The following is a 25,711-nucleotide window of genomic DNA, read 5'->3' as shown; positions in this document are numbered from 1 at the left end:
GCGCCACGAACGCAAGACCTGCACCACGAACGAGGGGAAGAAACTCGTGTCCGCTCCACGTCTGAGGGCGACGCCGCTGCCGGGCATAGGGGTCCAGTACGACCTCGTGACCCGCGAACACCGGCATCTGTCGGTGGTGGCCCACCGCGACGGCGCCCGCACGGTGAACGTGTACGGGAGCGAGGACCCCGACTCGTGCGCCCACTCGCTGCGGCTGACCGGCCCGGAGGCCGGGGCGCTGATCGACACGCTGAAGCCCTCCCACCAGAGCGCGAGCCTGCTCTACACGACCGACCTGGGTCTGGTCGCCGAGCGGATCGAGGTGGCCGCCACCTCCCGCTGGAACGGGCGGCTGCTGGGCGACACGCGGATGCGCACCGAGACGGGTGCGTCGATCGTGGCCGTACTGCGCCGGGCCGAGGCGATTCCGTCGCCCGCCCCGGATTTCCGCCTCGCGGGTGGTGACATCCTGATCGTCATCGGCACCCGTGAGGGCGTCGACAGCGCCGCGACGATACTCGGGCAGGAGTGAGCGCGTGCACTCAGCGGTTCTCCTGATCGAGTTCGGTTCCATCATCCTCGGGCTCGGGCTGCTCGGCCGGTTCGCCGGACGGTACCGCCTCTCGCCCATCCCCTTGTACCTGCTGGCCGGGCTGGCCTTCGGCGAGGGCGGTCTGCTGCCGCTCGGGGCCAGCGAGGAGTTCGTGGCGACCGGCGCCGAGATCGGCGTCATCCTCCTGCTGCTGATGCTGGGGCTGGAGTACACGGCCGGTGACCTGGTCACCAACCTGAAGTCGCACTATCCGGCGGGGCTCGTCGACTGCGCGTTCAACGCGGTGCCGGGCGCGGTGGCCGCGCTGCTGCTGGGCTGGGGCCCGGTGGCCGCGGTGGTGCTGGCCGGCGTGACGTGGATCTCGTCGTCCGGTGTGATCGCCAAGGTGCTCGGCGATCTCGGCCGGGTCGGCAACCGCGAGACTCCGGTGATCCTGAGCGTGCTGGTCCTGGAGGACCTGGCGATGGCGGTGTACCTGCCGATCGTCACCGCGCTGGTGGCCGGGGCCGGGCTGATGACGGGGAGCATCACGCTCGCCGTGGCGCTCGCCGCGGCCGGGCTGGTCCTCTTCGTGGCGGTGCGTTACGGGCGGCTGATCTCGCGGTTCGTCTCCAGTGACGACCCGGAGAAGCTGCTGCTGGTGGTGCTGGGGCTGACGATCCTGGTCGCCGGGGTCGCGCAGCAGCTCCAGGTGTCGGCCGCGGTGGGCGCCTTCCTGGTGGGCATCGCGCTGTCCGGGGAGGTCGCGGAGGGCGCGCACACGCTGCTGAGCCCGCTGCGCGACCTGTTCGCCGCGGTGTTCTTCGTCTTCTTCGGTCTGCACACCGACCCGGCGAGCATCCCGCCGGTGCTGATGCCGGCGCTGGCGCTGGCCCTGCTCACCGCCGTGTCGAAGATCGCCACGGGGTACTGGGCGGCCCGCCGGGCCGGGATCTCGGTCAAGGGCCGCTGGCGCGCGGGCGGGGCGCTGGTGGCGCGCGGCGAGTTCTCCATCGTGATCGCGGGTCTCGCGGTCTCGGCCGGGATAGAACCGTCCCTCGGCCCGCTGGCCACGGCGTACGTCCTGATCCTGGTCGTGCTCGGTCCGCTCACCGCGCGGTTCACGGAGCCCATCGCGACCCGGCTGTTCGCGAGCCGGGGCAATCCGGACCGTGCCGGGGGCCCGCTGCCGGAGGGCAGCACGGCCCGCGCCGCGGGCGCGGAGGCGTCGGTGGGCGACTGAGGCCGTGACCGGCAGGGCACGGTGGTGGCCGGGACTGGCGGATCACGGCGGTGGACCGAACTGGCAGGTCACGGCGGTGGCCGAGCTGGCGGGGTCACGCCGGTGGCCCGCCCCGGCCCCCGGGGTGGCGCCTCCCCCGGGCTCACCCCTCGGCCGGCACCCGGTCCCCCGGTGTCCATCCCTGGCGGCGCAGGACGCCGCTCACGTCGGGGGCCTCGTAGTGCTCGCCCTTGAGCACCTTGCCGTCGGCCCGGCGGCTGACCCGGCCGTCGGGGCCCCGCTTGGTCATGTTGGACCGGTGGATCTCGGCGATCACCGCGTCCAGGTCGATCCCGTGCACCAGGGCCGTGCCGTACGCGACGTACACCACGTCGGCCAGCTCGTGGGCGAGCCGGTCCAGCGGCCCCGTCACCGACACCTCCGCCACCTCGGCGGCCTCCTCGGCGAGCAGTTCACCGCGGTGGGCCGCGAGGTCGGGCGCGACCTCCGTCGGCGTGTCGCGGGCGTCGATCCCGCAGGCGCGGTGGAAGGCACGGACCAGGTCGGCGGGCGAGGTGCTCATGGCGCCGACTCTAGCGAGGGCGGCCGGCCCGGCGGACCGGCGTCCGTGATCCGGGCGACACTGGTCAGCTCGGGTGCGGGCTGGCAGGATCGCCCGCATGTCCCGGAAGTCCCTCCGCCCCGGCGCGCGCGCCGCCCTCGTCGGCACCGGCGCGGGCCTCGTCGTCCTCGGTCTGCTGCTGTGGTGGCTGCGCCCGCTGGGCGAGAAGCCGCCGAGCGGGACGATCACGTTCAGCACCGGCACCCGCGCCGGGGTGTACCAGAAGTACGGCGAACTGCTCCGCGCCGAGCTGCGCAAGGACATGCCCCACCTGGACGTGCGGCTGCTGACCAGCGCGGGCTCCCAGGAGAACGTCGAGCGGGTCGCGTCCGGCAAGGCCGACTTCACGGTCGCGGCGGCCGACGCGGTGGAGACGTTCCGGCTCGCCGGGCACCCGGGCGCCGACCGGCTGCGCGGGGTGGCCCGCCTCTACGACGACTACGTACAGCTCGTGGTCCCCTCAGACTCGGCCGTGCGCACCGTGGCCGACCTGCGCGGCAAGCGGGTGGCGATCGGGCTGCCGGACTCCGGGGTCCGGCTGATCGCGACCCGGCTGCTGAAGGCGGTGGGCATCGATCCGGAGCATGACATCGTGCCCCGGGCGGACGGCATCGACACCGGTCCGGGACGGCTGGGCAAGGAGATCGACGCCTTCTTCTGGTCGGGCGGGCTGCCGACCGACGGGCTCAAGAAGATCGCGGAGAACTCGGCCTTCCGGTTCGTGCCGATCGGCGAGGACCTCGTCGGCAAACTGCACGAGTCCGGCGGCGCGACCCGGTACTACCGGGCGACGAGCATCCCGGAGTCGGCCTATCCCAGCGTCCAGAACGGCTCCGTCGTACCGACGATGGCGGTGTCCAACCTGCTGATGACCCGGTCGGACATGGACCCGCGGATCACCGAGTGGCTGACCCGGGCCGTGCTGGACAGCCGGGACGGCATCGGGGCGCACGTCCACTCCGCGCAACTGGTGGACCTGCGCACCGCGATCTACACCGACCCGCTGGAGCTGCACGCGGGCGCCCGGCGCTACTACCGCTCGGTGAAACCGTAGGACACCTCCGGGGCGCCGCGCGGCGCGCTCCTCGGCACGGTGACGGTCACCAGCAGTCCGTGCGGGTTCCGGTGGCCGAAGGCGATCGAGCCGCCGCCGGCTTCGAGCAGCGCCCGACTGATGGAGAGGCCGAGGCCGGAGCCGTCGACGTTCTGGTGGCGTCCGCTGCGCCAGAAGCGGTCGCCGACCCGGGCCAGTTCCTCGTCGGTGAGGCCGGGGCCGCTGTCGGCGACGCGGACGGTCGCGGTGTCGCCGTCGCGGCCGACCGTGACCCGGACCTCGCCCCGCGGGGGCGTGAACTTCAGCGCGTTGTCGATGACGGCGTCCAGGGCGCTGGACAGGCTCACCGGGTCGGCCCAGCCGGTGGTCGGCGGGGAGTGGCCGGTCAGTCGTACGCCCTTGGCGTCGGCGGTGGGCGACCAGGCGGCGAGGCGTTCGGCGGTGAGGGCGCCGATGTCGGTGATCCGCAGGTCCGCTTCGCTGTGCTCGGCGAGCGCGAGGCCGAGCAGGCCGTCCAGGACGTGGGCCAGGCGCTTGCCCTCGGTCTGTACCGAGGCGATCTCCTCGTTGCCCTCGGGCAGTTCCAGGGCGAGCAGCTCGATGCGCAGCAGCAGGGCGGCGAGGGGGTTGCGGAGCTGGTGGGAGGCGTCGGCGACGAAGGCGCGCTGCTGTTCGAGGACGTCCTCGACGTGGTCGGCCATCTCGTTGAAGGAGCGGGCCAGCCGGCGCAGCTCGGGCGGTCCGCCGGAGGGGGCGACCCGGGACTTGAGCCGTCCGGTGGCGATGTCGTGGGTGGTGGCGTCCAGGACCCGTACGGGCCGCAGCACCCAGCCGGTGAGCCGCAGGGCGGCGCCGACGGCGAGCAGCATGGCGGCGCTCTCGCCGGCCGCGATGACCAGCCAGCCGCGCAGGGTGCGCGCGCGCATCGCGTCGGTGGGCGAGTCGGTGACGACGACGGCGACCACGTCCCCGTCCCGGATGACCGGTGAGGCGACCACCAGCCGGCCGCTCTGCCAGGGCCACACCTGCTGCGGGTCGTGGCTGCGGCGGCTGAGCAGCGCCTCGTCGAAGGCGGGGCGCACCTCGCCCTCGCCCTCACGGGGCAGGAACCACGTGGTGGGCGCGTTCGCCATGGGCACGTGGTTGCGGTAGTAGACGCCCGCGCGGATGCCGTAGACCTCGTGATAGCTGGTCAGCTCCGCCTGGAGGGTCTCCAGGCGCTCGCCGGTCGCCGTGCGGCGGGACCCGTCCGGGGCGGACTCGGTGACGAACTGGGCGAGCGCCGCGAAGCGCGCCGTGTCGTCGATGCGGTCGACGACCACCCGCTGCTGTTCGGCGCGCGCGACGCTGACCGCGAGGGGCACGCCGAGGGCGAGCAGGACGGCCGCCATCAGGACGATGAGCAGGGGGAGCAGGCGTGTGCGCACCCGGACCCGCTTACGCGGCGGGGGCGACGAGCCGGTAGCCGACGCCACGCACGGTCTCGATCAGGGCCGGCATCCGCAGCTTGGAACGCAGGGAGGCGACGTGCACCTCCAGGGTGCGCCCGGTCCCCTCCCAGCTCGTGCGCCAGACCTCGCTGATGATCTGTTCCCGGCGGAAGACCACGCCGGGGCGCTGGGCCAGCAGGGCGAGGAGGTCGAACTCCTTGCGGGTGAGCTGGACGACGGTGCCGTCGACGCTGACCTGGCGGGTCGGCAGTTCGATGCGCACGGTGCCCAGGCGCAGCGAGGACTCGCCGGCGGCCGGGGCGTCCTCGTGGGCGGTGCGCCGGCTCACGGCGTGGATACGGGCGAGCAGCTCACCGGTGTCGTACGGCTTGACCACGTAGTCGTCGGCGCCGAGGTTGAGGCCGTGGATGCGGGAGCGCACGTCGGAACGGGCGGTCACCATGATGACCGGGGTGGCCGTGCGTTTGCGGATCTTGCCGCAGACCTCGTATCCGTCCTGGTCGGGCAGGCCCAGGTCGAGCAGGACGACACCGTAGGGCTCGCCCTCGGGGACGAGGGCCTGGAGGGCCTCCTCGCCGTTGCGCGCGTGGGTGACGTCGAAGCCGTGCCGCGCCAGGACCGCCGACAGGGCGGCGGCGACGTGGTTGTCGTCCTCGACGAGCAGCAGTCTCATCCGGTCCCCCTTCGGTTCATCGGCCGTACGCGCTGGATGGGTACAAACGGGTGCATGCGCGCGGGTGCGCCCTGTGCAGTGACGCCGATGGAGAGGGACGGCGTCAAGGGTGTTCCGGTTGTGGCCGCCCGAAGTTATCCGGACGATATGCGCCCAGCTCACAAGTGCGACGACACGTGTCCGATTGCTATCGGATCGTGATGCTCAGATTCCCCTCAGATGTAGAGACGCAGGTCGGGTGGGGTCACTACTGTCCTCCGAAACCGAGGAGGACGGAGCCCGAGTGCGATGACCGAAGTATCGGTGGCCAAGGAAGAAGTGGCCGCGACCGGCGAACTGGTCGTCCTGAAGAACGTCAACAAGCACTTCGGCGCGTTGCATGTACTCCAGGACATCGATCTGACGATCACCCGCGGCGAGGTCGTCGTGGTCATCGGGCCGTCGGGGTCCGGTAAGTCCACCCTGTGCCGCACCATCAACCGCCTGGAGACCATCGACTCCGGCAGCATCACGATCGACGGCAACCCGCTGCCCGCCGAGGGCCGGCAGCTTGCGAAGCTGCGCGCCGACGTCGGTATGGTCTTCCAGTCCTTCAACCTCTTCGCGCACAAGACCGTGCTGGAGAACGTCACCCTGGGCCAGGTCAAGGTCCGCAAGGTGGACGCCCGGCAGGCCGAGGAGAAGGCACGCGCCCTGCTCGACCGGGTCGGTGTGGGCGCCCAGGCGGACAAGTACCCCGCCCAGCTCTCCGGCGGTCAGCAGCAGCGCGTCGCCATCGCGCGGGCGCTCGCCATGGGACCGAAGGTCATGCTCTTCGACGAGCCCACCTCGGCGCTCGACCCGGAGATGATCAACGAGGTGCTGGAGGTCATGCAGCAGCTCGCCCGGGACGGCATGACCATGATCGTCGTCACCCACGAGATGGGCTTCGCCCGGTCGGCCGCCAACCGCGTGGTCTTCATGGCCGACGGCCGGATCGTCGAAGAGGCGGCTCCGGAGCAGTTCTTCAGCAACCCGCGCAGTGACCGGGCCAAGGACTTCCTGTCCAAGATCCTGCACCACTGACGCACCCGGCGGTCCCCCACGCCGACGCACTCTCCCCGGTTCCGACGACTTACGGCTCCGAACGATCGCGTCATCCGCCGACGGCCCGCAACTGATCACCCGATCGTCCGATCGCAGCCTGATCACAGTCAAAGGATGTTCACCATGAAGCTTCGCAAGGTCACCGCCGTCTCGGCCACCGTGTTCGCCCTCGCCCTGACCGCCACCGCCTGCGGCGGCGACAAGAACGACGACGGCGGCTCGTCCGGCGGCAGCAAGAAGATCACCATCGGGATCAAGTTCGACCAGCCCGGCCTCGGCCAGAAGACCCCGAACGGCTACAGCGGCTTCGACGTGGACATCGCCACCTACGTCGCCAAGAAGCTCGGCTACGACGAGAACCAGATCGAGTGGAAGGAGTCGAAGAGCGCCGACCGCGAGACCATGCTCCAGCGTGGTGACGTCGAGTTCATCGCCGCCACGTACTCGATCACCCCGCAGCGCGAGGAGAAGGTCGACTTCGCCGGCCCCTACCTGCTCGCCCACCAGGACGTGCTGGTCCGCGCCGACGACGACTCCATCAAGTCGCCGGAGGACCTGAACAGCAAGAACCTCTGCTCGGTCACCGGCTCCACCTCCGCCCAGAACGTCAAGAACGACCTGGCGCCCAAGGCCAACCTCCAGAAGTACCCGACGTACTCGGCCTGTCTCAACGGCCTGCAGAACGGCGCCATCGACGCGCTGACCACGGACGACTCGATCCTCGCCGGGTACGCCTCCCAGTCGCAGTTCAAGGGCAAGTTCAAGCTGGCCGGCTTCAAGATGACCAACGAGAACTACGGCATCGGCGTCAAGAAGGGCAGCGACCTCAAGGCCAAGATCAACGAGGCGCTGGAGGCCATGGTCGCCGACGGTTCCTGGCAGAAGGCCGTGGACGCCAACTTCGGTCCGGCCAACTACAAGAACGAGCCGGCGCCGAAGGTCGGCGACGTCAAGAGCTGAGGCCCCGCCTGATCCGGTGCGCCGCCCTCCGGAAGGGGCGGCGCACCGGCACGGGCATCCCTACACGCGGAAGCGCGGGAGATCGTGTTCGACTTTCTTCAGGATTACGACCTGCTGGGAGCCTTCTGGACGACGGTGCAGTTGACTGTGCTCTCGGCCGTCGGCTCCCTGATCTGGGGCACCATGCTGGCGGCCATGCGCGTCGGCCCGGTGCCGCTGATGCGCGGCTTCGGGACCGCGTACGTGAACATCGTGCGCAACATCCCCCTGACCGTCATCATCCTGTTCACGTCGCTGGGGCTCAACCAGACGCTGAACATCACGATGGGCGCCAAGGACTTCGAGACGATCAACTTCCGGCTCGCCGTCCTCGGTCTGATCCTCTACACCGCCGCCTTCGTCTGCGAGGCGCTGCGCTCCGGCATCAACACGGTGCCGGTCGGCCAGGCCGAGGCCGCCCGCGCGATCGGCCTCAGCTTCAGCCAGGTGCTCCGCCTGGTCGTGCTGCCGCAGGCCTTCCGCTCCTCCGTGGTGCCCCTGGCCAACGTGCTGATCGCCCTCACCAAGAACACCACCGTGGCCGCCGCCATCGGTGTGGCCGAGGCGGCGCTGGTGATGAAGGAGATGATCGAGAACGAGGCGCAGCTCCTGCTGATCGCCGGCGTCATCGCCTTCGGTTTCGTGGTTCTGACGCTGCCGACCGGCCTGATCCTCGGCTGGGTGGGCAAGAAGGTGGCGGTGAAGCGATGAGCTCCGTTCTCTACGACGCCCAGGGCCCCCGCGCCAAGCGGCGCAACATCCTGTTCAACGTCCTCTTCCTCGTCGCCCTCGCCGCCGTGCTGTGGTGGGTCTTCAGCGCCCTCGACGAGAAGGGCCAGCTCGACTGGGTGAAGTGGGAGCCGTTCTTCACCGGCACCGAAGCCTGGACGACGTACATCTGGCCCGGACTGCAGAACACCCTGCTGGCCGCCGCCCTCTCCGTGGTGATCGCGCTGCCGCTCGGCGCGGTGCTCGGCATCGCGCGCCTCTCCGACCACGCCTGGGTGCGCGTCCCGGTCGGTGTCGTGGTCGAGTTCTTCCGGTCCATCCCCGTGCTGGTCCTGATGATCTTCGGTCTGGCGCTCTTCTCCGAGTACAGCAACGTCAGCTCGGACGACCGTCCCCTGTACGCGGTCGTCACCGGCCTCGTCCTGTACAACGCCTCCGTCCTCGCGGAGATCGTCCGGGCCGGCATCCTCGCGCTGCCCAAGGGCCAGGCCGAGGGCGCGATGGCGATCGGCCTGCGCAAGGGCCAGGTGATGCGGCTGATCCTGCTGCCGCAGGCGGTCACCACCATGCTGCCGGCCATCGTCAGCCAGCTCGTCGTGATCGTGAAGGACACCGCGCTCGGCGGCGCCGTCCTCACCTTCTCCGAACTGCTCTCCGCGGCCAACACCATGAGCAGCTACTACGGCGCCAACACCATCGCCAGCTTCACCGTCGTCGCCGCCATCTTCATCGCCATCAACTTCGCCCTCACCAGCTTCGCGAGCTGGCTGGAGCGCCGCCTGCGCCGCGCCAAGAAGTCGAGCGGCGCGGTGCTGAAGGCGGACGACTCGCAGATCGCGGGTGCGGCGGGCACCGGCACCGGAGGCTCGATCTGACGCTCGATCAGCTCGTTTGACCCTTATGGCGGCAGTGGCGATCACGCCACTGCCGCCGTCGCTTGACGCAAGCGGTGGCAATGGGTTGCATACGTTCTGTGATCGTGCACCCTGCGCCAACTTCGTGTTCACCCGTGTCCCCCGGGACGCTTCCGCGGACAGGGGGCACGTCTCCGTGGACCCGGTGATCATCGCCGGAGCGGGGCCCGTCGGGCTCACGCTCGCCTTGGCACTGGCGCGTCTGGAGGTGCCCTCGGTCGTCCTCGACGACGGACCGGGCCGGGACGACCAGCGCCCCGCGCGCACCGTCGTCCTGCGCGAGGACACCGTCGCCCTCGCGGAACGGCTGACCGGCACCCCGCTCGCCCCGGCCGGAGTGCACTGGGCCGGATGGCGCTCGATGCGGCGCAAACAGGTCACGCGCGAGGTCGCCTTCGACGCCGGCACCCCCGCCCCGCTCCACCTCGCCCAGCACGCGTTGAACGGCGCCCTGCGCGCCGCCGCCGTCCGCCACCGACTCGTCAAGGTCGCCGTGGAGAGCCGCCTCGACGGCGTCGAACAGGAGCGGTCCGGCGTCACCGCCCACACCCGCGGCCCGCGCGGCACCTGGTGGCGCGGCAGTTTCCTGGTCGGCTGCGACGGCCCCCGCTCCACCGTCCGCAAGCTCCAGGACATCCGCTTCCCCGGCCGCACGGCGGTGGAACGATACGCCGTCGCCGCGCTGCGCGCCGAACTCCCCTGGGAGGACGAGGCGATCCTGCACCGCACACCGCCGTGGCGGCAGTCCGGCCCCCCGGCCGCCGAGGTCGTCGGCCGCCCGCTGCCGGACGGCGTGTGGCGCCTGGACTGGCTGCTCCCGCAGGGCAAGGACCTGGTCACCCCCGAACTCCTGGTGAACCGGGTCCGCGAGACCCTGGCCGGCTGGTGCGACGGCACGACCCCGCCCTACGAACTCCTCGACACCGGCGTCCACGTCGTCCACCACCGGCTCGCCCGCCGCTGGCGCGTCGGCCGCGTCTTCCTCGCCGGGGACGCGGCGCACCTGCTCGGCGCCCTCGGCACCCAGGGGCTCGACGAGGGGTTGCGCGACGCCGACAACCTCGCCTGGAAACTGGCCCTCGCCTGGCACCACGGGCCGCACAAGGCGCTGCTCGACAGCTACCAGCGGGAGCGGCGCACCGCCGTCGCCGCCCGGCTGCGCGCCGCCGACCAGGTGCTTCCGCTGCTGCGCGGCGGCGGGGGCCTGCGCGCCTACGTGCCCGGCTCGGCCCGCGGCCACGACACGATGCTCGCCGACGCCCACCTCGGGCGCGGGATGCTGGGCGCCCCGGGGACGTACGCCGACTCGCCGCTCACGCCCGCGGACCACGAGGGGCAGGCGTCGGTGGACACACCGCCGGGTACGCCCGTCGCCGATGTGCGGGTCACCGCGGAGGACGGCACCTTCGTCCCGCTGCGGGACCGGCTCGGTCGCGGGGCGCTGCTGGTGGTGCTGGTGGCGCCGGGTACGGGGGTCTGGGACCGCAAGCACTGGGTGAGCGCCGGGATCATGCCCCGGCTGGCGGCGGCGGTGACCGCGCTGCCGTGCCGCGCCGAACTGCTGGTCGCGGAGGAGTACCCGGGCGCCGGCGCCCACACCGTCCTGCTGGTCCGGCCCGACGGACACCTGGTGACGGCGCTGAGCGGGGTGCGCCCGGCCGACCTGTACGCGGCGGCCGAGACCGCGCTCGGCGGACCGCCGAGGACGGCGCCCTCGACCGAGACCGGAGCGGAGGCGGGGGCGACGGCGGGGTCACGGTGAACGGGGGCGGGGTTGGAGGGGCGGGGCGTGCGAAGGCGGGCTGGTCTGGGCTGGGTGGGTTTGGGTGCGGCCGGTGGGGCGATGCGGCCGGGGCTTGGGGCCGCCGCCGTACGGACGTTCTCGTCGGGCCGCGTGAGGGGGCGTGGGGGCGGCGCCGGGGGCCTCGCCGGGCCGGTGAGCGCACCGCGCGGAACGCTGCCGTCCACTGGGTGACAGCGAGTTGACCCTCTTCCCCGGCCGTGGTGTACTCCCGACCGTGACCGACACCGATGTGCGCCTGTGGCGGAGGGTCCATATGGACCTCGTCCGCTATGCGGGCTGCGTGTGTCGCCCGTCCTGCTGACATCGCCTCCCCTCCCCGCGCGCGCCGCCGCCGTGTGCCGCCGCGCGCCCCGTGCGAACCCTCAGGACGGTCACCCGTGTCTGCCCCCTCCCCTGCCCTGTCCTCCCCCGCCCGGTCCGCCGCGGACGCCTCCGCGCCCACCGAGGCACAACTCCTCGACTTCGCCCGGCGGGCCGCCGCCGACGCCCCGCTCATCGCCTCGCTCCCCCTCTCCCCCGACGCTCGCACCTGGCTGCGGCTGGACGGCCCCGGCGGCAGTGAGGCATGGCTGATCGGCTGGCCGCCCGGCACCGGCACCGGCTGGCACGACCACGCCGACTCGCGGGGCGCCTTCGTCACGGCGGCGGGCGAACTCCGCGAGCACGCCCTCGCCGCCCGCCTGCCCACCGACGGCTGGAGGACCCTCGAACTCACCGACGGCGTGGACCGGGAACGGCTCCTCCCCGCCGGGACCGGCCGCGCCTTCGGCCGGCACCACGTCCACGAGGTGCTCAACGACTCCCCCGACCGGCACGCCGTCTCCGTCCACGCCTACTACCCGCCCCTGCCGCGCATCCGCCGCTACAGCCGCAGCGGGCAGACGCTCCGTCTGGAGCAGGTCGAGCGCCCGCAGGACTGGCAGTGAACCGCCCGGCCGGGATCGACGCCCTCCTGGAACGCGTACGCCGCGGCTACCGGCGGATCGACGCGCGCACCGCCTACGAGGCCGCCTCCGCCGGCGAGGCCCTGCTCGTGGACATCCGATACGCCGCCCTGCGGGAGCGGGACGGCGTGATCCCGGGGGCGCTGGTGATCGAGCGCAACGAACTGGAGTGGCGCCTCGACCCATCGGGCAGCCACCGCGTTCCCGAGGCCACGCGCCACGACCTGCGGGTCGTCGTGGTGTGCGACGAGGGCTACGCCTCCAGCCTCGCGGCGGAGTCCCTGCACCGTCTCGGCCTCTACCGGGCGACCGACCTGATCGGCGGCTTCCAGGCGTGGCGGGCGGCGGGCCTGCCGGTCACGGCGGCGTAGCACCGGGGCTCGGGACGCGCGGCTCCCGGTGCCGGGCGGGGCGTGGTGTCGGGCTGCTCCCGGTGCCGGCCGGCGCGGTGCCGGGCGCGGCGGGCGGGGTCAGAGGCCGTTGGGGCAGTAGAGCGGTGCCATGTCCGCGTTGCCCTTGGTGACGAGCCGGATCGGCGTGTGGTCGATCTTCGCGGCCTTCCTGCCGCGCAGCAGGGCGATCGCGTTCTGGACGGCCAGTTCACCGGTGTTTCCGGCCGAGTTGGAGACCGTCGCGGAGAAGCGGCCGTCCTTGAGCGCGGCGAGGGCCTCGTCGGTGCCGTTGACGGTCACGATCTTCACCTTGTCCGCTCCGGCCGCGTCGAATGCCTCACGGGCCGCGAAGGCCATCTGCTCGTTGGCGACGAAGGCGTAGTCCAGGCCGGGGTGGGCGGTGGCCATGGCCGCGGCGACCTTCGCGGCCTTGGCGGCGTCGAACATGCCGGGCTGGTGGGCGACCACCTCGGCGTTGGCGGGCAGGGCCTTGGTGAAGCCCCCGACGAGCAGGTCGGAGGCGGCGCCCGGCGCCCCCGCGACGATGCCGACCTCTGCCCGGCGGCCCGCGGCGTCGTCGGCGATCCACTGCGCGTCGAGCCGCCCGACCTGTTCGAGGTCGACGACGACCGCGCCGAGGATGTCGTCGGGGTCGGCGCTGACGGAGGTCAGGAAGACGGGGATGCCCGCGTCCTTGGCCTTCTCGATGTCCTTCTTGAGGGCGTCCGTGCTGACGGTCTGAAGGATGATCGCGTCGACCTTGCGCTCGATCATGTCCTCGATGTTGGCGAGTTCCTTCGCCGCGTCCTGTTCGGAGTTGGCGGAGACGAGCTTGGCGAAGTTGTTCTTGGCGGTCAGCTCCACGGAGCGTTGCAGACAGGTGTGGAACTGGCTGGCGCCCCCGTTCACGAAGCCCAGGGTGAGGGGCCCGCTCTTCCCCGAACCGGAACCGGCGGTGTCTGCTCCGCAGCCACACAGCACCAGGCCGATGCCGAGTATCAGCGCCTGCGCCGCTCTTCGGGGACGCACGGGGAGGGACATGAGGGGCCGCCTTTCTGCACATACCTTCCGGGGCCCGCGCGTCGGCCGGAGTCCAGGGGACGTCGTCCGCGCACGGAGCGCGGCTCGGGCAGCCGCACGACGGCGCAGACGGTACAGCCGTCCAAGGCGGCGTCACCCTCCCGGGAGCGCAAGGTAATCGTGCGTGGTCTTCACCTCTCGGAAGGGAGACGGCAGGGGCGTCGCGGTGGCAGTGTGGCGCGGCGAGGCACCGGTGCCGGGCACCTGTCCGGCGGCGGGAACCCGGCCGTGGGGCGGTCCTGAGCGCGGGGCCGGCCCTGGACCGCGGCCGGTCCTGTACGGCGGACGGTCCCGGATGGCGGGCGGTCCTGGGCAGGGGGACGGTCCTGGACCGCGGCCGGTCCGGGGCGGGGGGCGGTCCAGGGCGGGGGCCGCCTGAACTCGTCCGCGGCCCGGCCCGCGATGGCTGCCAGATGCTCCTCCCCGGCGGCGGCGCCCTCAGTAACCCTCGTCGAGGTGCTCCGTGTCCTCCCCCTCCTCTTCCAGTGCCTGGCGGACCACCCGCAGGGCCATGCCCTCCGGATAGCCCTTGCGGGCCAGCATTCCCGCGAGGCGGCGCAGCCGCTTGTCCCGGTCGAGGCCGCGGGTGGCGCGCAGCTTCCGGGCGACGAGGTCGCGGGCGGTCTCCTCCTCCTGCTCGGAGTCCACCCGGGCGACGGCCTCGTCGATGGCGGCGGAGTCGACGCCCTTGGTCCGCAGCTCCCGGGCGAGCGCGCGCCGGGCCAGTCCGCGGCCGTGGTGACGGGACTCCACCCAGGCCCGTGCGAAGGCACCGTCGTCGATCAGGCCGACCTCCTCGAAGCGGGACAGCACCTCCTCGGCGGCTTCCTCGGGGATCTCCCGTTTGCGCAGGGCGTCGGCGAGCTGGCTGCGGGTGCGCGGGGTCCCGGTGAGCAGGCGCAGGCAGATCGCCCGTGCCTGCTCGACCGGGTCCCGCGGAGGCTCCTCCTTCTCGGCCCTCGACGAGGAAGCGTCGCCTCCGTCCTCGGTGCGCGGTCCGGCGGACCCGCGCCGCCCCCGCCCCCCGGCGCCGGCCCGGGTCCGCCCCCCGGCCCGCCGCGCTCCCCCGGCGGCACCCGTGCCGTACGGCTCGGCGTCGCCGTACGCCGGATACGGGACGTCCGCGCCGTCGGCGAACGTGTCCGTCCCGTACGGGCCGTCACCCGTCCCGGCGGGGTACCCGCCGTGCCCGTCGCCCTCCGGGCCGGCGGTGCTCCGGCCGCCCGGTCTGGTGCGCTCGCGCTCGGACGGGGCGGCGTCCTGGCGGGCGTACTCGGACCAGTCGGTTCGTCGTGTCACGGATCAGCTCTTGGCCGCCGCGGTCTTGGACTTGGCGGTCTTGGCCGCCGCGGGGGCGGGGACCGCCGGAGCCGCGGCCTCGGTGGCGGCGTCCGCGGCCGGCTCGGCCGCCGCCTTCTCCTCGGGACGTACGCCGACGCCCAGCTTCTCCTTGATCTTCTTCTCGATCTCGTTGGCCAGGTCGGGGTTGTCCTTGAGGAAGTTGCGCGCGTTCTCCTTGCCCTGGCCGAGCTGGTCGCCCTCGTACGTGTACCAGGCGCCGGCCTTGCGGACGAAGCCGTGCTCCACGCCCATGTCGATCAGGCCGCCCTCGCGGCTGATGCCCTGGCCGTAGAGGATGTCGAACTCGGCCTGCTTGAAGGGGGGCGCGACCTTGTTCTTGACGACCTTGCAGCGGGTGCGGTTGCCGACCGCCTCCGTGCCGTCCTTGAGGGTCTCGATGCGGCGGATGTCGATGCGCACCGAGGCGTAGAACTTCAGGGCCCGGCCGCCGGTCGTGGTCTCGGGGGAGCCGAACATCACTCCGATCTTCTCGCGGAGCTGGTTGATGAAGATCGCGGTGGTCTTGGACTGGTTGAGCGCGCTGGTGATCTTCCGCAGGGCCTGGCTCATCAGCCGGGCCTGGAGGCCGACGTGGCTGTCGCCCATCTCGCCCTCGATCTCCGCACGCGGCACGAGCGCGGCGACGGAGTCGATGACGATGAGGTCGAGGGCGCCGGAGCGGACCAGCATGTCCACGATCTCCAGGGCCTGCTCGCCGTTGTCCGGCTGGGAGAGGATCAGGTTGTCGATGTCGACGCCGAGCTTCTTCGCGTACTCGGGGTCGAGGGCGTGCTCCGCGTCCACGAAGGCGACCTGGCCGCCGGCCTTCTGCGCGTTCGCCACCGCGTGCAGGGTCAGGGTCGTCTTGCCGGAGGACTCGGGGCCGTAGATCTCCACGACCCGGCCGCGGGGAAGGCCGCCGACGCCGAGGGCCACGTCGAGCGCGGTGGAGCCGGTCGAGATGACCTCGATGGGCTCCATCGTGCGGTCGCCCATGCGCATGACCGCGCCCTTGCCGAATTGCCGTTCAATCTGTGCGAGAGCGGCGTCCAGGGCCTTCTCTCGGTCGGTTCCTACCATGGGTTCCACCCGGTTTGCTTGATTCGATCGCTTCACGTCTCAGACGCTAACGCCTGCCACTGACAATGCGCCCCGATGCCGGTCCGGCCTGTGGATAACTCGGGCATCTCTCCCCTCGGCCCCGGCCGCCGCACCCGTCGCGGGCCGTGCCGGAACTTCCATGAGAATAGATGTTCGATTTTCGTGTCAAGCGCGCCACGCACCCCCTTCGCGGGGAGGAGAGCGGGAGGCGAACCCCGGTGGGAGAACGGGGCGGCACCGGCGGCGGGACCCGGACGGGGGCCCTCAGGACGCGGAGTCGCCCCCGGCGCCGCCCGCCTCGGACGGCTCCGGCACCGGCCGCCGGCTCCACAGCCGCCGCGTCCGCGCCGGCGCCCCCGGCCCCTCTCCCCGGCTCCGGCGGCCGTGGACCCGCGGGTCGTCGGTGACGTCGTACCGCTTGACGTAGGCGCCGAGGAACGCCTGGAGCGTGGCGACGGCCGGGATCGCGATGAGCGCCCCGATCGCGCCCAGCAGGGCGGTGCCGGCGATGACCGAGCCGAAGGCGACCGCGGGGTGGATGTCCACCGTCTTCGAGGTCAGCTTGGGCTGGAGGACGTAGTTCTCGAACTGCTGGTAGATCACCACGAAGGCCAGCACCCACAGCGCGTACCAGGGGTCGACCGTGAAGGCGATCAGCATGGGCAGCGCGCCCGCGAGGTACGTGCCGATGGTGGGGATGAACTGCGACACCAGGCCCACCCACACGGCGAGGGCGGGCGCGTAGGGCACCTCCAGGACCTGGAGGACCACGTAGTGGGCGATGCCGGAGATCAGCGCCATCAGCCCGCGCGAGTAGAGGTAGCCGCCGGTCTTGTCCACGGCGATCTCCCACGCGCGCAGCACCTCGGCCTGCCGGGCGGGCGGCAGGACGGAGCAGAGCGCGCGGCGCAGCCGGGGCCCGTCCGCGGCGAAGTAGAACGAGAAGAGCGCTACGGTCAGCAGCCGGAAGAGGCCCCCGAGGACCTGCGCGGACACGTCCAGGACGCCGCTGGCGCTGTTCTGCACGTAGTTGCGCAGCCAGTCGGAGCGGAGCAGGCCCTCCTGGATGTCCACCCGTCGCAGCTCGGTGTGGAAGTGGCTGTTGACCCAGTTGATGACGGAGTCGAGGTACTCCGGGAAGTCCTCCACCATTTTGACGATCTGCCCGGCGAGCATCGAGCCGAGCAGCGTGACGAAACCGGCTGCGGCGATCAGCACCGCGAGGAAGACCAGGAACGTGGCGAGCCCGCGCCGCATCCCGCGGGCGGCCATCCAGCTCACCGCGGGCTCCACGGCGAGTGCCAGGAAGAACGCGATGAGGGCGTTGGCCAACAAGCCCGTGAGCTGGTGGAACGCCCAACTGCCCAACTGGAAGGCGGCGACGAGCGCGAGCGCCAGCACCATGGCGCGCGGCAGCCAGCGCGGCATGCCGGAACCCGTCCCCGGGGGACCCGCCGGGGGCGGGCCGGGTGGCGTCGAGCCGGGCGGGGATGCGTGCCGGGCGTCCTGCCCGCTCTGGTCATTCGGTGCCACGGACCAAGTGTCACCCACGTGGAGGACGGCCAGGACCCGTCCGGCGGTCTTCGGGTCCGGTCAGCGCCGTTCCGGGGGCACGTGCATCACCGTGCAGACGACCCGCCACACCTCTTTCGCGTCCCAGCCGGCGTCCAGGGCCTCGTGCACGGTACGCCCGCCCAGCTCCGTCATCACGTGATCGCGCGCGAAGGTGTCGGCGTGTCCCGGACCGAAGTGATCCGTCATCCGCTGCCAGAAGACCGTCAACCGCATGCGTCCAGTATCGCGCCCCGTGCGAGTGGGCCCGCGGCCGGGACCGGGTGCCGAGACCGCTTTCCGCCCTACGGTCTGTCGCATGGCAGCAACGGATGCTTCCCCCCTCCCCCCGGCCTCCCCGGCGCGCTCCCCGCTCGCGCGCGCGGAGCACTTCGTCTGGCTCACCGCGCGCGTACTGGAGCAGCGCCTGTTCGCCCACCACTTCCGCGGCCAGGGAGCCGACCCGGTGGAGACCGCCCTGGACGCCTACCGCAACGAGGACGGCGGGTACGGCCACGCGCTGGAGCCCGGTCTGCGCGGTCCGGCGAGCCGGCCGCGGCACGCCGCGCGGGCCCTCGCCGTGCTGGACGCCGTCGGGCGGTGCGGCGGCCAGCGTGTCGAGCGTGTGTGCCGCTACCTCACCTCCGTCTCCACCGCCGACGGGGCGCTGCCGGCGGGCGAGCACACGGGCCGTGTCGCGCCCGGCTCGCTCGGCGACCTGCTCGCCACCGCGCCGGTCGTCGGACTGCTGCACCGCAACGAGGTGTGGCACGCCTGGCTGTTCCGTGCCACCGACTTCTGCTGGGAGGCGGTCGAGTCGACGGAGGCCACGCACCCCCGCGAGGTGGAGGCCGCGCTCGCCTTCCTGGACTCCGCGCCCGACCGCCCGCGCGCGCGGGCCGCAGCGGACCGGCTGGGCCGCCTGGTGCGGGTACGGCGACTCGCCGTGCTGGAACCGGACGGCCGACACACCCGCCGGGCCCTGCCGGGCCGGGTCCCGGCCGGTCGCCGTCTCCCGCACGACTACGCGCGCACACCGCGCTCCCTGGCGCGCGCCTGGTTCACGGACGCCGAGATGGCCCGCTCCCTGGACGCCCTCGTGGCGGCCCAGCAGGAGGACGGCGGCTGGCCCCTCACCGACCCCCTGGGGACCGCCTCCGCCGACCGGGAGGCCCGCCCCGCGGCGACACTCGACGCGCTGCTCACCCTGCGGGCCCACGGCCGCCTCGTCGGCTGACCGTGGACCGCCTCAGCCGCCCAGGGCCCGCACCCCCGCGGTCACCACCACGGCCGCAGCGACGACGACCAGGAACGGGGCGCGCAGCACCAGCGCCACCGCGGCGGCGGCCACTCCGGCGACCCGCGCGTCCACGACGAGCGCGTGCCCGTCGGCGAAGGTCTGCTGGGCGGTGAGCGCGGCGAGCAGGGCGACCGGCAGCAGGGCGGCCAGCCGCTTGACCAGGGGGCGTTCCAGGGCGCCCGCCGGGACGAGCAGTCCGAGCAGCTTGACGGCGTAGCAGCCGACGGCGGTCACGCCGATGGCGATCCAGATGTTCACCGCGGCTCCTCCCCCGGGGTGCCGGAGGTGCCACCGGAACGGCGGCCCCGCGCCCACAGGACGGCCGGTGCCGCGAGCGCGGCCACCAGGACCGGCACCCCGGCGGGCAGTACGGGCAGCAGGCCGAGGCCGAGCAGGACGGCCAGGGCGGCGGTCGCGCGCTCGGTCGTGGTCTTCAGCATCGGCGCGAGCAGCGCGAGGAAGACCGCGGGTCCGGCCGCGTCCAGCCCCCAGGCGTCGGTGTCGCCGAGGGCCTCCGCGCCCAGCGCGCCGAGCAGCGTGGTCAGGTTCCACAGCACGTACAGGGTGACCCCGGTGACGGCGAACCCGATCCGGACGCCGCGCCGGGTGGGCTGGGCGAGGGCCACGGCGGTCGTCTCGTCGATGACCCACTGGGCCGCGAACGGCCGCACCGCGCGCGGGAGGGCCAGCAACTGCGACAGCCGCAGCCCGTAGAAGGCGTTGCGCACGCCCAGGAAGAAGGCGCCCGCGGCGGCCGTGAGCGGGTTCCCGCCGGCCGCGAGCGCGCCCACGAGCGCGAACTGGGAGGCCCCGGTGAACACCAGGAGGCTCAGCGCGCAGGTCTGCAGGAGCGTCAGTCCGCTGCCCGCCGAGGTCACCCCGAAGGCGAACCCGGACAGGCCGACGGCGACCCCGACCCCGAGTGCGTCCCGTACGACGGCGGCGTCCGGCTTGTCTCCGGCGCCCGTGTCCGGGACTGCTGTCTGTTCTCTCACGCCCGAGACGGTAGGAGAAAACCCCGGCACGTGTCTTGTACGTTCTTGCGCTCCCGCTGGTAGGCGCCGGGAGGCACGCCCACGATCCGGGTGAAGTGGCGGTTCAGGTGGGGCTGGTCGGTGAAGCCGACGACGGCCGCCGCCTCGGACGGTGTGGTCCCGGCGTCCAGCAGGCGCCGCGCCCGGCGCACCCGGGCATCGGTGAGCCAGGCGTGGGGCGGCATGCCGTAGGCGTCCCGGAAGGCGCGCAGCAGGGCGAAGGGGCTGCTGCCGAGTTCCCCGGCGAGTTCCTCCAGGCTGGGCGGGCCGGCGAGCCGCTCCTCCAGCAGGGCACGCGCGCGTGCGGCCGTGCGCGCGCCCGCGCTGCGCACGTCCCGCCGGGGCAGCGGCCCCCCGTTGCGGCGCAGCAGCCGGGTCACCGCCACCCTCAGCAGGGTGTCGGCGGCCAGGGCGTTGCCCTCGTCGGTGGCCCGCAGCACCTTGTGGACGAGTTCGACGGTGTAGGGGTCGTCGAGCACGGGCCGCACGAAGCCCGGGGTGCCGCGCAGCGTGGTGGTCTCGGCGGCGATGGCGGCGACCACGTCGGGCGAGGGGTACACGGCCCCGTACCGCCATCCCTCGGGCACGCCGGCGCGGCCGGTGTGCGGGGTGTCGGGGTTGACGAGGGCCAGGGTCCCGGCGCCCGCGTACTGGTCGCCGCCGCCGTGGTGGAAGACCTCGACGCCGGAGGTGATGGCGGCGATGACGAAGTGCTCGTGGGTGTGGCGGACGAAGCTCTTGCGTATGTACCGGGCGCGGAGCAGGTCGACGCCGGGCAGCTCGTCGTACCGCCAGTGCCGCGCCCGCTCGTCCGTTCCCGCCATGCCGTCATTCTCCGCCATGGGGAGCGGCGGCTGCCGGGCCGTCCACGGGGCGCCGGGACTGTACGCCGTCGGCCCGGCGCCACGACCGCACCGCCCGCCCGGCCGCCGTCGCCACCCGCCCGATTACGCCCTGTCATCCGTATTCACCCAGCTCAGGGCGATTGTCAGTGGCCGGGTGCAGGATGGAGCCATGGTCAGCTCCGCACACCGAGCCCTCGACGGCTTCTCCCCCGCGACCCGCGGCTGGTTCACGGGGGCCTTCTCCGCGCCCACCGCCGCCCAGGCGGGCGCGTGGCAGGCCATCGGCCAGGGCTCGGACGTGCTGGTGGTCGCCCCCACCGGCTCGGGAAAGACGCTGGCCGCCTTCCTCGCCGCCCTGGACCGCCTCGCGTCGGTACCGCCGCCCGCCGATTCCAGGAAGCGCTGCCGTGTGCTGTACATCTCCCCGCTCAAGGCCCTCGCGGTCGACGTCGAGCGCAATCTGCGCAGCCCGCTGACCGGCATCCGGCAGGAGTCCGTGCGGCTCGGCCTGCCCGAGCCGGAGATCAAGGTCGGCATCCGCTCCGGCGACACCCCGCCCGCCGAGCGCCGCGCGCTCGCCACCCGCCCGCCGGACATCCTGATCACCACACCGGAGTCCCTGTTCCTCATGCTGACCTCGGCCACGCGGGACGCGCTGACCGGCGTGGAGACCGTGATCCTGGACGAGGTGCACGCGGTGGCCGGCACCAAGCGCGGCGCCCACCTCACGCTCTCCCTGGAGCGGCTGGACGAGCTGCTGCCGAGGCCGGCCCGGCGCATCGGCCTGTCGGCGACGGTCCGCCCGGTGGACGAGGTCGCCCGGTTCCTGTCGCCGCAGCGCAAGGTCGAGATCGTCCAGCCCGACTCGGGCAAGGAGTTCGACCTCTCCGTCGTCGTCCCGGTCGAGGACATGGGCGAGCTGGGCGGCTCCCCGGCCGGCGACGCGGACGCGAACGCCGAGCGGCCGTCGATCTGGCCGCACGTCGAGGAGCGCATCGCCGACCTCGTGCAGGCACACCGCTCCACGATCGTCTTCGCCAACTCCCGGCGCCTCGCCGAGCGCCTGTGCAACCGGCTCAACGAGATCGCGTACGAGCGGGCCACCGGCGAGCCGCCGGCCGAGCACCACTCCCCGGCCGAGCTGATGGGCGGCTCGGGAGCCGCGCAGGGCGCCCCGCCCGTGCTCGCCCGCGCCCACCACGGCTCGGTCTCCAAGGAGCAGCGCTCGCTCGTCGAGGAGGATCTCAAGGCGGGCCGCCTGCCCGCGGTGGTGGCCACCTCCAGCCTGGAGCTGGGCATCGACATGGGCGCCGTCGACCTGGTCGTCCAGGTCGAGTCCCCGCCCTCCGTCGCCTCCGGGCTCCAGCGCGTCGGCCGCGCCGGGCACCAGGTCGGCGCCGTCTCCACGGGCGTGGTCTTCCCGAAGTACCGCGGCGACCTGGTGCAGGCCGCGGTGGTCACCGAGCGGATGCGCACCGGCGCCATCGAGTCCCTGCGCATCCCCGCCAACCCGCTGGACGTCCTCGCCCAGCAGCTCGTCGCGATGACCGCCCTGGACACCTGGCAGGCCGACGACCTGCTCACCGTGGTCCGCCGGGCCGCCCCCTTCGCCTCGCTCCCGGAGTCGGCCTTCACCGCCGTCCTGGACATGCTCGCGGGCCGCTATCCCTCCGACGCCTTCGCCGAGCTGCGCCCGCGCGTGGTCTGGGACCGGGTCGCGGGTACGGTCACGGGCCGTCCCGGCGCCCAGCGGCTCGCCGTCACCTCCGGCGGCACCATCCCGGACCGGGGCCTCTTCGGGGTCTTCCTCGCCGGGGCCGACCCGAAGAAGGGCGGCGGCCGGGTCGGCGAGCTGGACGAGGAGATGGTCTACGAGTCCCGGGTCGGAGACGTCTTCACGCTCGGCACCAGCTCCTGGCGCATCGAGGACATCACCCGCGACCGCGTGCTGGTCTCCCCCGCCCCGGGCGTGCCGGGCAGGCTGCCCTTCTGGAAGGGCGACCAGTTGGGCCGCCCCCTGGAGCTGGGCCGCGCGCTCGGCGCGTTCCTGCGCGAGGTCTCCGCCCTCGACCGGGAGGACGCCCGGCTGCGCCTGCTCACCGCCGGACTCGACGCGTGGGCCGCCGACAACGTACTGGCCTACCTCGACGAACAGCGCGAGGCATGCGGGCACATCCCCGACGACCGCACGATCGTCGTGGAGCGCTTCCGGGACGAGCTGGGCGACTGGCGGGTCGTGGTCCACTCCCCCTTCGGCGCCCAGGTCCACGCCCCCTGGGCGCTCGCGCTCGGCGCCCGCCTCTCCGAGCGGTACGGCATGGACGCGCAGGTCATGCACGCCGACGACGGCATCGTGCTGCGCCTGCCCGACGCCGACCTGATGGGCCTGGACCTGCTCGACCAGGACCCGGCGCGGCCGGGCACGGAGTACGACGCCGAGCAGGCGCCGGTCGGCGCGGCCGACGTCGTCTTCGACAAGGGCGAGGTCGACCGGGTCGTCACCGACCAGGTGGGCGGCTCGGCCCTGTTCGCGTCCCGGTTCCGCGAGTGCGCGGCCCGCGCCCTGCTGCTGCCGCGCCGCAGTCCGGGCCGGCGCACCCCGCTGTGGCAGCAGCGCCAGCGCGCCGCCCAGTTGCTGGAGGTGGCGAGCGAGTACGGCTCGTTCCCGATCGTGCTGGAGGCGGTCCGCGAATGCCTCCAGGACGTCTTCGACGTGCCGGGGCTCGCCGAGCTGATGGGCGACCTGGAGTCCCGCCGGGTGCGCCTGGTCGAGGTCACCACCCCGGAGGCGTCGCCCTTCGCGCGCTCGCTCCTGTTCGGGTACGTCGCCCAGTTCCTCTACGAGGGCGACTCGCCGCTCGCCGAGCGCCGTGCGGCGGCGCTCTCCCTGGACTCGCGGCTGCTGGCCGAGCTGCTGGGCCAGGCGGAGCTGCGCGAGCTGCTCGACGCGGACGTGCTCACCGAGCTGGAGCGCGAGTTGCAGTGGCTCACCGAGGACCGCCGGGTGAAGGACCCGGAGGGTGTCGCGGACGTGCTGCGGCTGCTCGGCCCGCTCACCGACGCCGAGCTGGCCCGGCGCGGCGCCGAGCCGGGGTGGGTACGGGAGCTGGCCGCCGCCCGGCGGGTGATCCCGGTGCGCATCGCGGGAGCCGGCCACTGGGCGGCGATCGAGGACGCCGGCCGGCTGCGCGACGCGCTGGGCACGGCGCTGCCGGTCGGCGTGCCGGAGGCGTTCACCGAGCCGGTGAAGGACCCCCTGGGGGACCTCCTCGCCCGCCACGCCCGTACGCACGGCCCGTTCACGTCGGTGACGGCGGCGGCCCGCTTCGGCCTGGGCGTGGCGGTCACCGAGGGTGCCCTGCAACGGCTGGGGGCGGCCGGACGGGTGGTGCAGGGCGAGTTCCATCCGGCGGGCATCGGCCAGGAGTGGTGCGACGCGACGGTGTTGCGCAGGCTGCGCCGGAGGTCGCTGGCCGCGCTCCGCCAAGAGCTGGAACCGGCCCCGCCGGCCGCGCTGGGCCAGTTCCTGCCCCAGTGGCAGCACATCGGACCGGGACACACCCTGCGCGGTGTGGACGGGCTGGTGCGGGCCGTCGAGCAGTTGCAGGGCGCCTCCGTGCCCGCCTCCGCCCTGGAGAAGCTGGTCCTGCCGTCCCGGGTGGCCGGCTACACCCCGGCGATGCTGGACGAGCTGACCGCCTCGGGTGAGGTGGTGTGGGCCGGGGCGGGCTCCCTGCCGGGCAAGGACGGCTGGGTCTCGCTCTACCTGGCGGACGCGGCGCCGCTGCTGCTGCCGCCCCCACAGCCCCTGGAGCCGACCGCCCTGCACCAGTCCGTCCTGGACGCCCTCTCCGGCGGCTACGGGCTCTTCTTCCGGCAGATCGCCGACCAGGTCCGTGCCACCACCCACCCGGACGCCACCGATCCGCAGCTCGCCGACGCCCTGTGGGACCTGGCCTGGTCCGGACGGCTGACCAACGACACCCTGGCGCCGCTGCGCTCCCTGCTCGGCTCGGGCCGCACCGCCGGCTCCACCGCCCACCGGGCGAAGCGCGCGGTGCCACGCGGGCGGTACGGCTCGCTGACCGCAGCCGCCCGCAGCACCTCCCGTACCGGGCCGCCGACGGTGGCGGGCCGCTGGTCGCTGCTGCCCGAGCGGGAGGGCGACACGACCGTGCGCGCGCACGCCCTGGCCCGCACGCTGCTGGACCGGCACGGTGTGGTGACGCGGGGCGCGGTCGGCGCGGAGGGCGTCGAGGGCGGCTTCTCGGCGGTGTACCGGGTGCTGGCCGTCTTCGAGGAGAGCGGTCAGGCCCGGCGCGGCTATGTCGTGGAGGGGCTGGGCGCGGCCCAGTTCGCCATGGAGGGCGCCGTGGACCGGCTGCGCGCGGTCGCCAACGCCCGCGAGCGTGGCGACGGCCCGCCCGCTGCGCCGTCGGCCGGCACGGACGGCCTCGGCGCCGAGGCGTGGTCCCTCGACGCGTTCCCGCCCGGCGACTTCGCCTCGGCCCACGGCTACGCCGAACCGGGCGCGGGCGGCCCCCGCGGCGGCTACGGGTACGGCGACACCGGCGGTCACGAGACCGGGTACGACACCGGCCGCGGCGACGGCTTCCGCCGCCGGGGCCGCTCCAGCCCCGGCCCCCGGGCCGTCGTCCTGGCCGCCGCCGATCCCGCCAACGCCTACGGCGCCGCCCTCACCTGGCCCGATCCCCCGCCCGGCGCCACGCACAAGCCGGGCCGCAAGGCGGGCTCACTGGTGGTGCTCGTCGACGGCGAGCTGACCCTCTACATGGAGCGGGGCGGCAAGACCCTGCTGCTCTGGCCCACCGACCCGGAGGCCCCACCGGCCGGTGACGCCCGGCTGTGGGCGGCCACGGAGGCCCTGTCCGAGGCCGCCCGTGCGGGCTCCCTCGGCACGGTCACCGTCGAGCGGATCAACGGCGCCGCGTCCCTGACCTCGCCCTTCGGCACCCTGCTGGAGGAGGCCGGTTTCATCGCCACCCCGCGCGGTCTGCGCATCCGGGCGTGAGCCTG

Annotated in this window: 24 protein-coding genes; 13 read left to right on the top strand and 11 right to left on the bottom strand. The window is 73.3% G+C overall.

Annotated features, from left to right (window positions below):
• Positions 1–46: 46 nt before the first annotated feature.
• Complete coding sequence (locus J5Y05_RS00190; RefSeq protein WP_210867664.1) at positions 47–532, top strand: cation:proton antiporter regulatory subunit; 486 nt, start codon at positions 47–49, stop codon at positions 530–532.
• A 4-nt stretch (positions 533–536) separates the two neighbouring features.
• Positions 537–1,775, top strand: coding sequence for a cation:proton antiporter (locus tag J5Y05_RS00185; RefSeq protein WP_210867663.1), 1,239 nt, complete (start codon positions 537–539; stop codon positions 1,773–1,775).
• Between the two features lie 142 nt (positions 1,776–1,917).
• Here J5Y05_RS00185 and J5Y05_RS00180 read toward each other — a convergent pair whose 3' ends face one another.
• Positions 1,918–2,337 carry a pyrophosphohydrolase domain-containing protein gene (locus J5Y05_RS00180; protein ID WP_210867662.1) on the bottom strand — a complete coding sequence of 140 codons (420 nt, stop codon included), beginning with the start codon at positions 2,335–2,337 and terminating at the stop codon, positions 1,918–1,920.
• Between the two features lie 97 nt (positions 2,338–2,434).
• Between J5Y05_RS00180 and J5Y05_RS00175 the strand changes: the two genes are divergently transcribed.
• On the top strand, positions 2,435–3,430 hold the full coding sequence (locus J5Y05_RS00175; RefSeq protein WP_210867661.1) for a TAXI family TRAP transporter solute-binding subunit: 996 nt from the start codon (positions 2,435–2,437) through the stop codon (positions 3,428–3,430).
• Here J5Y05_RS00175 and J5Y05_RS00170 read toward each other — a convergent pair.
• Positions 3,409–4,857: a sensor histidine kinase gene (locus J5Y05_RS00170; protein WP_210867660.1), complete on the bottom strand. Its 1,449-nt coding sequence runs from the start codon at positions 4,855–4,857 to the stop codon at positions 3,409–3,411. The genes J5Y05_RS00175 and J5Y05_RS00170 overlap by 22 nt on opposite strands.
• Positions 4,858–4,867: 10 nt before the next feature.
• Entirely contained in the window at positions 4,868–5,554 is a 687-nt protein-coding gene (locus tag J5Y05_RS00165) for a response regulator transcription factor (protein ID WP_210867659.1), read from the bottom strand.
• A gap of 288 nt (positions 5,555–5,842) precedes the next feature.
• On the opposite strand from J5Y05_RS00165, the gene J5Y05_RS00160 reads away from it, so the two are divergent.
• From J5Y05_RS00160 to J5Y05_RS00130, 8 genes are all read left to right on the top strand, one after another.
• A complete protein-coding gene (locus J5Y05_RS00160) occupies positions 5,843–6,619 on the top strand; it encodes an amino acid ABC transporter ATP-binding protein (protein WP_210867658.1) in 777 nt (258 codons plus the stop codon).
• A gap of 144 nt (positions 6,620–6,763) precedes the next feature.
• The gene (locus J5Y05_RS00155; RefSeq protein WP_210867657.1) at positions 6,764–7,600 is read left to right on the top strand and encodes a glutamate ABC transporter substrate-binding protein; all 837 of its coding nucleotides are present in this window, start codon (positions 6,764–6,766) and stop codon (positions 7,598–7,600) included.
• 84 nt (positions 7,601–7,684) lie between these two features.
• The gene (locus tag J5Y05_RS00150) at positions 7,685–8,350 is read left to right on the top strand and encodes an amino acid ABC transporter permease (protein ID WP_210867656.1); all 666 of its coding nucleotides are present in this window, start codon (positions 7,685–7,687) and stop codon (positions 8,348–8,350) included.
• Positions 8,347–9,243, top strand: coding sequence for an amino acid ABC transporter permease (locus tag J5Y05_RS00145; RefSeq protein WP_210867655.1), 897 nt, complete (start codon positions 8,347–8,349; stop codon positions 9,241–9,243). The genes J5Y05_RS00150 and J5Y05_RS00145 overlap by 4 nt, the downstream gene beginning before the upstream one ends.
• 175 nt (positions 9,244–9,418) lie before the next feature.
• A complete protein-coding gene (locus tag J5Y05_RS00140; RefSeq protein ID WP_210867654.1) occupies positions 9,419–11,044 on the top strand; it encodes an FAD-dependent monooxygenase in 1,626 nt (541 codons plus the stop codon).
• A 256-nt stretch (positions 11,045–11,300) separates the two neighbouring features.
• Positions 11,301–11,387: a putative leader peptide gene (locus J5Y05_RS32525; protein WP_311605579.1), complete on the top strand. Its 87-nt coding sequence runs from the start codon at positions 11,301–11,303 to the stop codon at positions 11,385–11,387.
• 76 nt (positions 11,388–11,463) lie between these two features.
• Positions 11,464–12,012: a cupin domain-containing protein gene (locus tag J5Y05_RS00135; protein ID WP_307853610.1), complete on the top strand. Its 549-nt coding sequence runs from the start codon at positions 11,464–11,466 to the stop codon at positions 12,010–12,012.
• Entirely contained in the window at positions 12,009–12,401 is a 393-nt protein-coding gene (locus J5Y05_RS00130; protein WP_210867652.1) for a rhodanese-like domain-containing protein, read from the top strand. Before J5Y05_RS00135 ends, J5Y05_RS00130 begins: the two co-directional genes overlap by 4 nt.
• Before the next feature lie 99 nt (positions 12,402–12,500).
• On the opposite strand, the gene J5Y05_RS00125 is transcribed toward J5Y05_RS00130, so the two are convergent.
• The 5 genes from J5Y05_RS00125 to J5Y05_RS00105 form a co-directional block, all read right to left on the bottom strand.
• On the bottom strand, positions 12,501–13,463 hold the full coding sequence (locus tag J5Y05_RS00125; RefSeq protein WP_210867651.1) for a sugar ABC transporter substrate-binding protein: 963 nt from the start codon (positions 13,461–13,463) through the stop codon (positions 12,501–12,503).
• 477 nt (positions 13,464–13,940) lie between these two features.
• On the bottom strand, positions 13,941–14,801 hold the full coding sequence (gene recX, locus J5Y05_RS00120) for a recombination regulator RecX (RefSeq protein WP_210867650.1): 861 nt from the start codon (positions 14,799–14,801) through the stop codon (positions 13,941–13,943).
• A gap of 3 nt (positions 14,802–14,804) precedes the next feature.
• Positions 14,805–15,923: a recombinase RecA gene (recA, locus tag J5Y05_RS00115; RefSeq protein WP_210867649.1), complete on the bottom strand. Its 1,119-nt coding sequence runs from the start codon at positions 15,921–15,923 to the stop codon at positions 14,805–14,807.
• Positions 15,924–16,208: 285 nt separating this feature from the next.
• Positions 16,209–17,372 (bottom strand): AI-2E family transporter, encoded by a 1,164-nt coding sequence (locus tag J5Y05_RS00110; protein WP_247613974.1) that lies wholly within the window; start codon positions 17,370–17,372, stop codon positions 16,209–16,211.
• 165 nt (positions 17,373–17,537) lie between these two features.
• Positions 17,538–17,732 carry a DUF3046 domain-containing protein gene (locus J5Y05_RS00105; RefSeq protein ID WP_210867647.1) on the bottom strand — a complete coding sequence of 65 codons (195 nt, stop codon included), beginning with the start codon at positions 17,730–17,732 and terminating at the stop codon, positions 17,538–17,540.
• Positions 17,733–17,814: 82 nt separating this feature from the next.
• On the opposite strand from J5Y05_RS00105, the gene J5Y05_RS00100 reads away from it, so the two are divergent.
• Positions 17,815–18,732, top strand: a complete 918-nt coding sequence (locus J5Y05_RS00100) for a hypothetical protein (protein WP_210867646.1) — start codon at positions 17,815–17,817, stop codon at positions 18,730–18,732.
• 12 nt (positions 18,733–18,744) lie between these two features.
• Here J5Y05_RS00100 and J5Y05_RS00095 read toward each other — a convergent pair whose 3' ends face one another.
• From J5Y05_RS00095 to J5Y05_RS00085, 3 genes are read right to left on the bottom strand one after another with little or no spacing between them, the layout of a single operon-like run.
• The gene (locus J5Y05_RS00095) at positions 18,745–19,053 is read right to left on the bottom strand and encodes an AzlD domain-containing protein (RefSeq protein ID WP_210867645.1); all 309 of its coding nucleotides are present in this window, start codon (positions 19,051–19,053) and stop codon (positions 18,745–18,747) included.
• On the bottom strand, positions 19,050–19,790 hold the full coding sequence (locus J5Y05_RS00090) for an AzlC family ABC transporter permease (protein WP_210867644.1): 741 nt from the start codon (positions 19,788–19,790) through the stop codon (positions 19,050–19,052). Before J5Y05_RS00090 ends, J5Y05_RS00095 begins: the two co-directional genes overlap by 4 nt.
• Entirely contained in the window at positions 19,787–20,653 is an 867-nt protein-coding gene (locus tag J5Y05_RS00085; protein ID WP_210867643.1) for an AraC family transcriptional regulator, read from the bottom strand. Before J5Y05_RS00085 ends, J5Y05_RS00090 begins: the two co-directional genes overlap by 4 nt.
• A gap of 190 nt (positions 20,654–20,843) precedes the next feature.
• On the opposite strand from J5Y05_RS00085, the gene J5Y05_RS00080 reads away from it, so the two are divergent.
• Entirely contained in the window at positions 20,844–25,706 is a 4,863-nt protein-coding gene (locus tag J5Y05_RS00080; RefSeq protein ID WP_210867642.1) for an ATP-dependent helicase, read from the top strand.
• Positions 25,707–25,711: the final 5 nt, after the last annotated feature.

Origin of the sequence: Streptomyces tagetis (assembly GCF_018069565.1) — a bacterium.
GTDB classification, from domain to species: Bacteria; Actinomycetota; Actinomycetes; order Streptomycetales; family Streptomycetaceae; genus Streptomyces; species Streptomyces tagetis.
Note: the sequence above shows the minus strand (reverse complement) of the source record. Positions and strands in the feature narration are given on the sequence as shown.